Origin of the sequence: Undibacterium sp. MH2W (genome assembly GCF_049340215.1) — a bacterium.
GTDB lineage: Bacteria > Pseudomonadota > Gammaproteobacteria > Burkholderiales > Burkholderiaceae_D > Undibacterium.
Map to the genome: position 1 here is coordinate 341447 of NZ_JBMPPA010000002.1, position 13675 is coordinate 355121.

The 13675-nt window shown below is 50.4% G+C and carries 11 protein-coding genes; 1 reads left to right on the forward strand and 10 read right to left on the reverse strand.

Annotated features, from left to right (window positions below; all coding sequences use genetic code 11):
• Window positions 1-115 precede the first annotated feature (115 nt).
• Entirely contained in the window at window positions 116-1492 is a 1377-nt protein-coding gene (locus ACO0K2_RS05835; protein ID WP_423016717.1) for a tetratricopeptide repeat protein, read from the forward strand.
• 61 nt (window positions 1493-1553) lie between these two features.
• Here the strand turns inward: ACO0K2_RS05835 and ACO0K2_RS05840 are convergent, their stop codons facing one another.
• The 10 genes from ACO0K2_RS05840 to icmF form a co-directional block, all read right to left on the reverse strand.
• Window positions 1554-1895 (reverse strand): zinc ribbon domain-containing protein YjdM, encoded by a 342-nt coding sequence (locus ACO0K2_RS05840; RefSeq protein ID WP_423016719.1) that lies wholly within the window; start codon window positions 1893-1895, stop codon window positions 1554-1556.
• A 155-nt stretch (window positions 1896-2050) separates the two neighbouring features.
• Window positions 2051-2323, reverse strand: a complete 273-nt coding sequence (locus tag ACO0K2_RS05845) for a DUF2164 domain-containing protein (RefSeq protein WP_423016721.1) — start codon at window positions 2321-2323, stop codon at window positions 2051-2053.
• 148 nt (window positions 2324-2471) lie between these two features.
• A complete protein-coding gene (locus ACO0K2_RS05850; RefSeq protein ID WP_423016723.1) occupies window positions 2472-3464 on the reverse strand; it encodes a DUF4062 domain-containing protein in 993 nt (330 codons plus the stop codon).
• Between the two features lie 204 nt (window positions 3465-3668).
• On the reverse strand, window positions 3669-4301 hold the full coding sequence (locus ACO0K2_RS05855; RefSeq protein ID WP_423016725.1) for a LysE family translocator: 633 nt from the start codon (window positions 4299-4301) through the stop codon (window positions 3669-3671).
• Window positions 4302-4426: 125 nt separating this feature from the next.
• Window positions 4427-4810 carry a VOC family protein gene (locus ACO0K2_RS05860; RefSeq protein ID WP_423016727.1) on the reverse strand — a complete coding sequence of 128 codons (384 nt, stop codon included), beginning with the start codon at window positions 4808-4810 and terminating at the stop codon, window positions 4427-4429.
• Window positions 4811-4869: 59 nt separating this feature from the next.
• Entirely contained in the window at window positions 4870-5802 is a 933-nt protein-coding gene (locus ACO0K2_RS05865) for a carbohydrate kinase family protein (protein ID WP_423016729.1), read from the reverse strand.
• Window positions 5792-7063 carry an AGE family epimerase/isomerase gene (locus tag ACO0K2_RS05870; protein ID WP_423016731.1) on the reverse strand — a complete coding sequence of 424 codons (1272 nt, stop codon included), beginning with the start codon at window positions 7061-7063 and terminating at the stop codon, window positions 5792-5794. Before ACO0K2_RS05870 ends, ACO0K2_RS05865 begins: the two co-directional genes overlap by 11 nt.
• Window positions 7064-7088: 25 nt before the next feature.
• Window positions 7089-8090 carry a LacI family DNA-binding transcriptional regulator gene (locus tag ACO0K2_RS05875; protein WP_423016733.1) on the reverse strand — a complete coding sequence of 334 codons (1002 nt, stop codon included), beginning with the start codon at window positions 8088-8090 and terminating at the stop codon, window positions 7089-7091.
• 186 nt (window positions 8091-8276) lie between these two features.
• On the reverse strand, window positions 8277-9131 hold the full coding sequence (locus ACO0K2_RS05880) for a DMT family transporter (protein ID WP_423016735.1): 855 nt from the start codon (window positions 9129-9131) through the stop codon (window positions 8277-8279).
• Between the two features lie 978 nt (window positions 9132-10109).
• On the reverse strand, window positions 10110-13400 hold the full coding sequence (gene icmF / locus ACO0K2_RS05885; RefSeq protein ID WP_423016737.1) for a fused isobutyryl-CoA mutase/GTPase IcmF: 3291 nt from the start codon (window positions 13398-13400) through the stop codon (window positions 10110-10112).
• Between the last annotated feature and the right edge of the window lie 275 nt (window positions 13401-13675).

Consider the following 13675-nt stretch of genomic DNA (forward strand, 5'->3'; position numbering starts at 1 on the left):
ACATGGGACATTTACCTATGGAAACTTTTTCAACATAACGAGCCGAACGCAGAGTCCACCCAAGCGGACGGACGTCATTTACAATAAAGATCTACCTCTTTCTCTTAAGAAATTTATGTCCGAAAAAACGCTTGAGCAACTTTTTTCAGAAGGGACCGCCCTCATGAATAGCGGCGACCTCGCTGCAGCTGAAGCATGTTTGACGACGGCCTTGGCGATTCATCCGTATTCTGGCGAGGTGATCGCGAATTTGGCTTTTCTGAAAGAGCGTCAGGGCGACGTTGTCCTCGCTGAACGGTATTATCGACAGGCACTCCACCTCTTGCCAACGACACTGCAAATTTATCTCAATATGGGTGTCATGCTGGTAAAACTCCATCGATTTGACGAGGCAAAAGAGCTCTACGAACGCGCATTGCAAGTGGACCCGAATTCGCCATGGGTCTGGTCGAATTACGGTGTTCTTTACGCTTGCATGAAGCGCGACACGGAAGCAGAGCAATGCTATCGAAAAGCGCTTGAACTCGATCCTGGTTATCAGAAAGCCCGCTTTAACCTCAGTTATATTTTATTGCGCCAAGGACGATTTGAAGAAGGCTGGTATTGCCTGGAGTCGCGCGAGTGGCAGGATCTTTTCAGCAGCTATTTTCATTTTCCGCGCTGGCAAGGAGAGGCACTGCTAGGAAAATCCATCGTCATTTGTTTCGAAGGTGGATTTGGCGACATGATTCAATTTAGTCGCTACGCATCGGTGTTAAAGCATCGCGGTGCCAGTCGGGTCAGTTTGATTTGTCACCCACCATTGGTGACATTATTCCACACGATGGCGGATATCGATGATGTGTACTCGTATGATGTGGACGTCGATAAATCGGGCTGGAATTACTGGGTGCCAATGACGAGTTTGCCTTATCGCTGTGGCACACGACGCGAATCGATTCCTGCGTCGATACCGTATCTGTATGCCGATCCAGACAAAGTCACCTCTTGCAGTAGCTTGTTTGAAAAAAAGAGTTTGCGCGTCGGTCTCGTCTGGCAAGGAAACCCGTTGTTTGAAAATAACGAGCATCGGTCCATTGCCGACATTGAGATGTTACATCCCTTGCTGTCACTGGACGATATTGCCTTTGTGAGTCTGCAAAAAGGGGCAGGAGAAGGTCAGTTGTCTCAGGGGCTGGGCCAATCGCTGATACCGGCAAACCAGGTGATGCATGATTTTTCGGATACGGCGGCCCTCATTGCCCATCTCGATCTGGTGATTAGTGTGGACACGGCTGTCGCCCATCTTGCCGGTGCGTTGGGGAAAACGGTCTGGGTCTTGTTACCGAATTATCGAGCAGATTGGCGTTGGATGACGGAACGTGAAGATAGTCCGTGGTATCCGGGCGTGATGCGTTTGTTCCGTCAGCAGGCAGAGGAAGATTGGACCGACGTCGCGCGTCGTGTTGCGCATGATCTGAAGATTTGGAAGGCGGTAAAAGCCCTCCAATAAAAAAGCCCGGTGTGCAGCGAACCGCAACCGGGCGTGGCATCACGACGGATATCGACCGTGATTACACTTTTTTCAGATAGCAAGCTTTGAGCATGAAACTGCCGCCATCCATCTTGCAATCGACTTCGTGATCTCCACCCACAATACGGATACTCTTAATCTTGGTACCCATTTTGAGTGTTGTCGAGGAACCCTTCACTTTCAGATCCTTGATCAAAACAACGGCATCACCGTCGGCCAAGACATTGCCATTGGCGTCTTTCACGATACGTTCATCGCCATCATCACTGCTGGCCGCAGCCACTTGAGGCCATTCGTGACCGCAATCAGCGCACACAAAGTTGTCCCCGTCTGGGTAGGTATTTTCCATGCCACATTGAGGGCATGCTGATAAATTAGACATGTTTTTTTCTTCAAATTGCAAATAACAGGCTGGCAGTATAACCGACCCGTCCGTCGCCCCTCGTATTTTTAGGGCGACATCTTGCGTTATTTCAAGCGATATTGACGGTAATCACAGGCGATGTTGTCTTCACGATAGGAGATGCATTGCACTTTTTATCGCTTTGGGCGCTTTCCATCGAGCTTGCGCCAATATTGGAATTCAGCCTCATGTACCTCAATATCGACTTCCATAATTCTTGCCTGTAAACGTTCTTGAACATCAGCGACGGCTTTGTTGTACACCAGCGGGCCAATTTCTTCTAGAAAAAAACTGAGCAGACTATCTGCTTCCAAGCTACCGATGGGTTCCGGAAAATTTTCACGGGCGTAACGCTCAATTGAGGTGATCGCTTCTTTACGTGCTTCTTTTGCAATCTGGATAGTCATAAGAATCTCGGTGATAAAAGACCCGTATTTTATCGTGCACAGAACCGGTTCTGCGACGCTTTACTTCATGGTTGATCAAAAACAAAACGGACGGCATACCGACAAGAGGTATCCGTCCGTTGAGCGTGATGTGTGAATGGTTACATCACTATTTCGTTTCGTTATTTTGTGCAGCGTGGCGTTGTACTGTTTCCAGGATTACCAATTCTGTTTTACGGATTTCTTCAATCGCATCTTCCAACGACAAACTGGTACCGCGTGCCAATGTCGATGATGCAGACATGGTGTTACCGGCCAACACATACTCAAGCACATCTTTCAGCACTGTGTCAGACATATAAGGTCCAAACAGATGCTTGACTTTGTCTTTGAAAAATTCAAACCGTGGTTGCGTGAGTATGTACCGTTTTGAGGCGAGACTCGCTGTCGTCGGTGGGGCGGGTGTGGACGGTGCAGAAGGGATTTCAGTTGTTGTTTTTGCTGGCGCGACATTGGCTGTTGCCGGTACTTTTTCGGCAGGGACTTTTTCAGCAGGTACTGCAGCGCTGATCACGGGTTCATTCACCTTTGTCGGCGCTTCAGTGACTGTTGGTGCCGCTTTTTCAGCGACCTTCACTTCGAGTGGTTTCACCGGCGCACTGACAGGTACTGGCTTAGGTGTAGGGGCTGCATTAATCGCACCCAACACGCGGAATAGATCATTGTGAATCTTAGCAACAAGATCATCCGCAGAATCAAAAAAACGGACATCTTGCACTTGGCTCAATAAGCCTTTTAGTTCGCTCAATTGATGTGCAGAGTCACCTGTATCGACATGCTTCGGCAATACCCAATGTTCGTCCTCATCCATGATGTAAATCAGCATAGGGATATTGTGGGCCAGCGCTTCTTCAAGTTCTAACTGCACTAATGATTTTTTTGAAACGGGATCCACATCGCCCAACATCATCCCGAAGATGCCGATGTACGCTCGGGCCGCACGTACCAAATGCAGACGATTTTCAATCGACGTTTCAGGCAGTGTTGCCACCACGCTGACATCGGGTCTTGCCGTTCCTGCATGACCGCAACTTTCCGTAATCTTTTGTCTATGTAAAGCCAAGTCAAAAGGAGTTGAACTGACAAAGATTGTCGCAGTCATAAAATTTCTCGCCCAAAAAATAGATGCTACACAAAATGTCCTGCGGTGGTCAGGTACATCCTAAGCGTTATATAAGCCTTATATAAGCGTCCTAGGACTCGCCATGCTGTCCTGCAAAAAGTCAACCAAGCGGAGGAATATCTCCCGCTTATACTAGCATGAAGCGATATTGTTGTAGTGGGTCGGCGGAGAAAGAGCGATGTTTCACGCTTTCATGCCTGCCATTAATGCTGCAAAACCAACAAAGGCACCGCCGGTGACACGGTTGAACATTTTTAAGACACTGGCTCTTTTTAAGTAGACAGACAGCTTAAATCCACCGATCGCGTAGATGAGATACCAACTCATTTCGATCACCGTAAAGCTACCCAACAGAATGCCAAACTGTGGCAATTGAGGTTGGCCCGCTTGCATAAATTGCGGCAAAAAAGCGACAGCGAATAAAAGTGCTTTGGGATTGCTCGCGGCTGTGACGAAGCCGACCCGGTAAAGCTCCCATGCTGTGGCTTGCGCGCGCATCGGCGTTGCGTCGTCTTCAGGAGAGGCTTCAGTGACAGGAGCAGTCCACACTTTATAGCCGAGGTAAGCCAAATACGCTGCACCGATCCATCGTAAGGTTTCAAAGACGGCTGGAGCGCTTTGTAACAAGACGCCTAGTCCTGCTGCAGAAGCCGACATCATCATAAAGAGGGCTGTCAGGCAACCCATCGCGCCACACATCGCTGAACGGAAGTTAAAGCGCACACTCTGACTCATGATCAGTAACATGTTCGGACCAGGAGCGGCAGAGATAAAAAATGTCGCCGTGACAAAAAGCCACCAAGTGTGAAGTTTCATGGGATGCCTTGTTGGAAAGAGGATGCAAAAGCGAAATTGCTCACATGCATGATGAATTTTATCTCTTTGTCTCGTCTTGTGTCGGATAACTTGATTCCATCGACGCACGCTGCGGCATGAACGCGTTAGGCTTCGTAAAGTTCTAGCGGTAATCCATCGGGGTCAGCAAAAAAGACGAAGCGGCGTTGGGTGTATTCGTCGACCCGAATAGCTTCAAGTGGAATACCTTTCTCTTCAAGCTCCTGTTTCGCAAGAACAATGTCATCGACGACAAAGGCAAGATGCCGTAACCCTCGCGCTTCAGGGTACGAAGGTCTGACGGGTGCTTCAGGAAAAGAGAATAATTCGATCTGCCCCCCATCCGGCAGCGCTAGATCGAGTTTGTACGATTGACGAGCCGGACGATAGTTTTCAGCGATGATACGCAAACCGAGTTGATCGACATAAAATTTTTTTGATACCGCGTAGTCAGAGCAAATGATTGCGGCATGGTGAATGCGTTTTAACATAGAGATTCGTGCGCCATCGCTTAAAAATGAATCGTTGTCTTCATCGTAGTTTTTTTTCGCTACGAACGTTGTGATGCTTGCTGTAATTGGGTAAACAAACTGACCACCTGCTCGACAGGCACGGCCTGCGCACCAGCAGCTGTACAGGCAGCCGCACCGCTGGCCACGGCATAGTGTAAGTGGGATCGGGCATCACGTTCTGGGTGCAGATACAGGCTATACAACAGACCGGCCATACTTGCATCGCCAGCGCCGACAGTATCGACCACGTTGATACGCGGCGTTGGCGTATGCCATACCTGATCGCCGATCAAGAGACTCGCTCCCTCTGCACCGCGTGTGTACAAATAGGTGGCATGGGGATTCATCCGTCGTAATTGTGTCAGCCCCGCTTGAGGATCATCGGTTCTAAACAATCCACACAGATCTTCATCGGATACCTTGATCACATCTGCCAGTGGTGTCATTGTTTGCAAGACGTGGTCGTAGCGTTCATCCATGATATTTCTGAAATTTGGATCGTAGCTGATCTTGACTCCTTGTGATTTTAATTGCTGCGCCAAGGTCACTAAGGTTGAGGCTAACGGCTGACGTGCGAGGCTGATACCGCCAAAATGGGCCCACGCCAGATCTTGACTCCAGCCCTCAGGCAAGGCGCTCACATCAAAATGCAAATCCGCACTATCGTCGCCAATAAAAAAATAGCTGGGCGGCGAGCTTTGCGCGACGATTGCTAAGAGCGGTGCATGATGATTTCTTTGTAGCAGTCGTAAATCAAGGCCAGCTGCAGCACTAGCAGCATATAACTGATCGCCAAATACATCTTCACTAATCGCCCCTGCAAAACCCGTCGCCACGCCCGCACGTGCCAGTACACGTGAGACGTTCCAGGTCGAGCCGCCAACGAGGCTATGCCATTGATCCTGGCCCATAGAAATCATGTCCGTTAATGCCTCGCCGGCACAGACGATGGAGGGAAATTTATTTTGCATGCGGTGCTCCTGATGAGATTCTAGAAAAACTTTTTAAGACATCGTAGCAAGCCCCCATCGTATGATAATCGGTCTTGCCTGCGGGACTTTTTTCGTCGCTGTATGGGCGGTTGTCGCGCGATAAAATTCGGAACCACGCGCCGTGTTGATGATCAACAAGGTGTTGCCAGCTATACGCCCAAATGTTGCTGTACCAATCGCGGTAGATTTGCTGTTGGGAGGCGTCTTCACAACGCTCTGCCAGCAATGCCGCAGCAGCCAAGGATTCAGCTTGAACCCAAAAATATTTATCGCCATCGCAAATGCTGAGGTCCGGTGCAAAGCCGTAGCAAATGCCACCATATTGGTCGTCCCAGGCATAACGAAGGGCGGTGTCAAATAAGCGTTGTGCCGTAGGGATCATCCAAGCACTGTCGTTGAGCAACTGTGATCGTTCTGCTTCTAAGAGCACCAGTAACTTTGCCCATTCCGTGAAATGACCAGGCTGATATCCCCAAGGTCGGAATAGGTTGGCTTTGTCATGCAGATTGTAGTTCCAGTCGACTTGCCAGTCCGCGTCATAGTGTTCCCAGATCATGCCTTGCGTGACACCATCGACCGACGCCTGACGCTGGGTGATGTTTTTTGCGAGCAGTTCAGCACGGCGCAGATAGGCGACAGTGCCACTAGCGTGATACGCGGCAAGGAGTGCCTCGCACGCGTGCATATTGGCATTTTGTCCTCGGTAGGAATCAACGGTCTTCCAGTCTGCGCTGGCCTGATCGGCATAGAGCCCGTGTGTTTCGCTCCAGAATTTTTCCTCCATTAACGCGACGGTTTCATCAAGGAAAACACGCGCTTCAGTGACGCCTGCCATCACGGCATGGGCATAGGCCAACACAACAAAGGCGAGGCCATAACAGTGATTATCTGCAGCAGTGACTTCTTTGTGCCCATCGCGCCATTGCAATTGCCATGCATAGCCACCGGTGGCGGGGTCGCGATGCACCTCGCGTAAGAATCGAACACCATGTCGCACTTGCTCTAGATACGCAGGCTCGTTCCATTGCCGGTAGGCCATCGCGTAATTAAAAACAAACCGTGTACTGCTGACCAGATGGCGGTGGTGCTGGTTGTAGACCGTACCATCATCTTTAAAGTAATGATAAAAACCACCACTGGGATCAATGCAACGCGGATGATAAAAGCGCATGGTGGATGCGATGTGATCTTGAATCATCGCTGGTGAAAAAAAATCGACAGTCGTTGTGGAGGGAGGCATGTTGTATCACGTAGTGGAAAATGCATTAATCGTCGCAGCTACTCTCACGCACAATTAAGCGCACGGGTTCGATACGTTCCGTCACCGCTCGTTCTGGTGAACCAACGTTCGGTGTATGACTGAGCAGGAACGCGACGCCAGCCATGCCCAGTGCTTGTTTATCGATACCGATACTACTTAACGGCGGCATCGCTTGTGCTGCTGGCGCGATGTCATCAAAACCAATCACCGCAAGTTGCGCAGGCACTTTGATCCCGTGTGCATGGCAGTACTTCAATACCTCAAGTGCGGTGATGTCGTTATAACAAAACAGCGCATCGGGTGGATGCGGTAAGTGCATTAACACATCCATCGCGTTACCAACACCCGCCGTCAAATCATGTATGGTGTCGATGCTGATTTCTAATTGCGGATCTGCCAGCATTTTGTTTTCAAAGAGTGCCTGCCTGAAGCCTCGGGCGCGCTCAGCGATACTGAAATGGGCAAGCGAACCACTGAGCATCGCGATACGCTGACGGCCTTGCTGGATCAAATGTCGGGTAGCGAGAAACCCACCTAAACGGTGATCCGGACACACCGAATCAAACCCAGATTGCCTCGCATCGAGCAATAACATGGGCTTGTTGGTGTGGCGTAGCGCGGAAAGAATATCCGGTTCAACATACCCCGCACAGATAATCGCATCGGCTTGATGCAAACGAATCTGCTCTAACAGCGGTTCTGAGGGGGCGCTGGTGACAAGGGATAGCGCAATGCCAGCTTCGCGACAGGCTGATTCTGCGCCTTGTAGTACGGGTGAGAAAAACTGTGCAGCGGAGTCACCTGCATGTTGACGATGGAGTAAGAAGACAATGCGGCGGATTTTTCCTTGCTTCAACCTCGAAAAATCGTATCCCATGGCATGCGCCGCCTCACTGACCCTAACCCGCGTGGCCTCCGTCAAACCTTCCTGATTTTTGAGCGCCCGCGACACCGTACCCACTGATAGTCCAGTGTGACGTGCAATGTCTCTGATACTGACCGTCATGCGAGGGGCTCCGATGTTAGAACTAAACAAATAACAAGAAGGCGATAGCGCGATCAAACGACGCGTTTTTCTCTATGTCATTGTTATACAGCCGCAAGCATGTAGGGTCAATCAGGGGATGAAAATGGGCGATAGTTTAGGATGTTTACTAAACACTATCGGATGCGCGGTTAAAGTTACCCCGCGTCATGAACGCGAACGTCGATCGACGTTAAAGACCATACTCATCACACCGCCCATGGTGATTAATGCAATACCCGCGATGGTACTGCCAGTGAGCGTATCGTTGAGTAACATCCAAGAGAGTAATGCGGAGAAAATGACCGTTGAATAGGAGAGCGCACTGGTTGTCAGTGCTTTCCCTCGACCATAGGCGCGGGTCATGCAAAGTTGTCCCAGAGATCCGAGTGTACCGAATCCGATGATCGTGGGGATCATTGCCAGAGTAATATGAGAAAAGCCCGTACCCATCAACCACAACAGGCTCATCACCACGCCGGTGAGTGAGAAATAAAACACGACACGTAGCTCGGATTCACCATTTTTGACGAGGACACCCACGCTGTAATAAGCCAATGCGGTGAGCAGACCGCTGCATAACCCCGCAATTCCACCAAGATATTGATCCGGCGAAAAGGACGGGTGCAAGATTGTCACGATGCCCACAAAACCTATCAAAATCGCCACATAGACGAGCCATGTTGGTTTTTCTTTAAAGAGAAAAATGGAAAGCAACGCCAAGAAGATGGGATTGGTATAGTTTAAGGTGGTGGCCGTCGCGATCGGCAAATGCGCAATCGAGAAGAACATGCAGATCAACGACAAATTACCAGTCATCGCACGCCGTACGTGCAATAACGGCACCGACGTTGAAAATCCAATGCCTTGACGTCGCATCAAGACCACGATCATGACGAGGTTGATCAACGACCGATAAAACAAGATATCCGGTACGGCGAGCGCATCCGATACGTGCTTGATGAGCACCCCCATGAGCGCAAAGCAAAAACCTGCAACGACCATCCACAACGAAGACAACATATTCTCCAAAATTCTTTCGTAGAAGAGATAGTAGCTGCGTCAGGTCTATTTTGGGTGATCAATTAGTGCGAATTCATGCTTGATTCTGTTATGTAAGCGCGGAGGGAGGCATCCAACCCCGTCGCTCCCGCGAAGGCGGGAGCCCAGTGGCGCGGCAGCGCCTTGTTGGTGGGGGGAATGATGATATCGGGATGAAGCGCATTGGCGCACTGGATACTCCGCCTACGCGGAGTATGACGATGGTGAAAATGAAGATGAATTTTCGCTCTTAACCCTAACACGTAATTTCTAACCCTCATCCCCCAATCCCGTCGCTCTCGCGAAAGCGGGAGCCCAGTGGCGCGGCAGCGCTTTGTTGGTGGGGGGGAATGATGATTTCGGCATGAAGCGCATTCGCGCACTGGATACTCCGCCTGCGCGGAGTATGACGATGGGGAAAATGAGGATGAATTTCCGCTCTCAATCCCCACACGTAACTTCTAACCCTAAACCTTAACCCCCAACCCCCAACCCCCAATCCCGTCACTCTCGCGAAGGCGGGAGTCCAGTGGCGCGGCAGCGCCTTGTTGGTGGGTGGAATGATGATATCGGCATGAAGCGCATTCGCGCACTGGATACTCCGCCTGCGCGGAGTATGACGGTGGGTAGGGTTGATGGGTGTGATACTAATGCGCGGTGTTTGATACGTTGGGGGAATGGCACGGAATGACAATGCGAAAATGGGGTTAAGCCGTAATCCCAAATTCCTATCACTTCACTCGTCACCCCCAACCCCGTCGCTCCCGCGAAAGCGGGAGCCCAGTGGCGCGGCAGCGCCTTGTTGGTGGGTGGAATGATGATGTTGGCATGAAGCGCATTCGCGCACTGGATACTCCGCCTGCGCGGAGTATGACCATGGGTAGGGTTGGTGGGTGTGATGCTAGTTACTCCGCTTGCGCGGAGTATGACGATGGGAGGCGGGGATCACCCGCCCCTTTATTACATATTGCGACGATATTGCCCGCCGACTTCAAACAAAGCGGTGGTGATCTGGCCGAGTGAGCAGACGCGGGCGGCGTCCATCAGTTTGGCGAACACGTTTTCATTGTTGATGGCGGCTTGTTGTAATGCGGCCAATGCCTGTGGTGCGACATCGGCGTGGCGTTGATGGAAATCAGCAAGACGTGACAATTGGGATTGCTTTTCCTCATCGGTTGAGCGCGCTAATTCGATCTTCTGTGGTGCTTCTCCCGCTTTCGGATTGCGGAAGGTATTCACACCAATGATCGGCAGCGTGCCATCGTGCTTGAGATGTTCGTAGTGCATGGATTCTTCTTGGATTTTACCGCGTTGATAGCCGGTTTCCATCGCGCCCAATACGCCGCCACGTTCAGCGATACGTTCAAATTCTTGCATGACGGCTTCTTCGACCAGATCAGTCAGTTCTTCAATGATGAAGCTACCTTGGATCGGGTTTTCGTTTTTCGCCAGACCCCATTCACGGTTGATGATGAGCTGAATCGCTAAGGCACGACGAACGGATTCGTCGGTCGGTGTCGTAATTGCTTCATCGTAGGCATTGGTGTGCAGGCTGTTGCAGTTGTCGTAAATCGCAATCAGTGCTTGCAATGTCGTGCGGATATCGTTGAAGTCGATTTCTTGCGCATGCAATGAACGACCAGACGTTTGAATATGGTATTTCAATTTCTGGCTACGGTCGTTCGCGCCGTATTTGTCGCGCATGGCAATCGCCCAGATACGGCGTGCAACGCGACCCAAGACCGTGTATTCAGGGTCCATGCCGTTACTAAAGAAGAACGACAAGTTTGCTGCGAAATCATCGATGTGCATACCACGTGCTAGGTACGCTTCGACGAAAGTAAAGCCATTCGACAACGTGAAGGCCAGTTGCGAAATTGGATTCGCGCCGGCTTCGGCAATGTGGTAGCCAGAGATGGAGACAGAATAGAAATTACGCACCTGATGATGCACAAAATATTCCTGAATATCACCCATCACTTTGAGTGAGAATTCTGTCGAGAAGATGCAGGTGTTTTGACCTTGATCTTCTTTCAGAATATCTGCCTGCACCGTACCGCGAACATTCATTAAGACCCATGCGCGGATTTTTGCTGCTTCATCTGCGGTTGGCTCACGCTTGTTATCAGCGCGGAATTTGTCCATTTGCTGATCAATCGCGGTGTTCATGAAGAACGCCAGAATTGTTGGTGCAGGACCATTGATGGTCATCGAAACGGAGGTCGCTGGATCGCACAAATCGAAACCGTCGTATAAGACCTTCATGTCTTCCAGTGTTGCCACGGACACGCCAGAGTTGCCGACTTTACCGTAGATGTCTGGACGGATTGCAGGATCTGCGCCGTACAAGGTGACCGAGTCAAAAGCGGTCGAGAGACGCTTCGCTTCCATCCCTTGTGACACCAGCTTAAAGCGGCGATTGGTGCGGAAGGGATCGCCTTCACCAGCGAACATCCGCGTTGGATCTTCACCTTCACGTTTGAATGCAAAGACGCCTGCGGTGAATGGGAAAGAGCCTGGGACGTTTTCTAATAACAACCAACGCAAAATTTCGCCGTGGTCAACAAAACGGGGTAGCGCCACTTTACGAATGGTCGTGCCGGACAAGGTCTTTTGTGTCAGACGAGTACGAATTTCTTTGTCGCGAATCTTCACGACATACTCATCACCCGCATAAGCTGCTTGCATGTCAGGCCACATGCTAATGAGTTTTTTGGATTCTGCATTGAGATGATTGTCTCGTTCTGCGATGAGCTCATCGATGCCGCCAACGACGTCCTGCGCTTTACCTGCAGTGCTCAGCATTCGTTTTGTTTCTTGCAGTTGCTGACGTTCACGTGCCAGTCCAACTTGTTTGCCGACTTGCTTGTGATATTGGCGCACGGTATCGGCGATTTCTGCCAGATAACGGCTGCGCGCAGGCGGAACGATGACGTTTTTAGCACTGGAGAATTTCACATCGACGCGGGCGAGTTTGCTGGTTGTGGTTTTCAGGCCATGTGCAGTCAATGCAGGCAATAAGCCTTGATACAAAGCGGTGACGCCGTCGTCATTAAAGCGCGATGCTTGTGTACCGTAGACGGGCATATCGTCTGGCTTTTTCGTCCAGAGCTCACGGTTACGTTGGTACTGTTTAGCGACATCGCGCAGTGCGTCTTGTGCGCCTTTTCGGTCAAATTTGTTGATCGCTACAAAGTCTGCAAAATCGAGCATGTCGATTTTTTCTAATTGCGATGCAGCACCAAATTCAGGTGTCATCACATACATCGAGACATTCACGTGCGGCACGATCGCAGCGTCGCCCTGACCGATACCCGAGGTTTCGACGATCACCAGATCAAAGCCTGCTACTTTGCATGCAGCAATGACATCAGGTAATGCCTGAGAAATTTCAGAACCGGCTTCACGCGTTGCCAGTGAGCGCATGAAGACCTTAACGTTTCCTTTCCAAGGATTGATCGCATTCATGCGAATCCGGTCACCCAAGAGCGCACCGCCTGATTTGCGACGGGAAGGATCAATGGAAATCAAGGCAATATTCAGATTGTCGTCTTGATCGAGACGGATACGACGGATCAGTTCATCCGTCAGGGAGGATTTACCCGCACCACCAGTGCCGGTGATACCAAACGTCGGAATCGTGATTTCTTTCGCCGCATTGACCAGCTCTGCGCGTAACGCAGGCGCCACTTGGTCGTTTTCAAGTGCGGTAATTAACTGGGCCAAAGGACGATGCTTCGCAGCAATGTCGCCTTCTTGTAGGACTTGCAGGCTGGTTGGTGCGTAGCTTGAGAGATCAACGTCACAGGCTTGGATCATCGACAAAATCATGCCGACCAGGCCCATGCGTTGTCCGTCTTCAGGGCTAAAAATGCGCGTGACGCCATAGGCGTGCAGGTCGGCGATTTCTTCAGGGACGATCACACCACCACCACCACCAAAGACTTTGATATGCGCACCGCCACGTTGCTTGAGCAGGTCGATCATGTATTTGAAGTACTCAACATGACCACCTTGGTAGCTGGAGATGGCAATCCCTTGCGCATCTTCTTGTAAGGCAGCGGTGACGATTTCTTCTACGGAACGGTTGTGTCCCAGATGGATCACCTCAGCACCATTGGCCATCAGAATACGGCGCATGATGTTGATCGAGGCGTCATGGCCATCGAACAATGAAGCGGCAGTGACGAAACGCACCTTATTTGTTGGTTTGTATTCGGTCAGATTTTGGGCTACGGACAGGTCGGTCATGTCATCCTCAACAGTCTATTTTTTCGGATAAGCATACGCTCAGATAGGCTTATCGGGTTGGTTATTGCTTTCGAATTGTTCGGTTTGTTTGTCGCTAACTTATATGACGTTAACGTAAACGTCAATACGAAATTGTCGAAACGGCTGGAAATACCAAGCCCATGTTTTATGCGGGTCTTGAGACATATATGGCGCAAGAGTGGCGTATTCATTGGACTTGGTAAATAAACATTATTGGCAGGTGATCAGGACACGTTTTTTCAGAAAACTGTCCT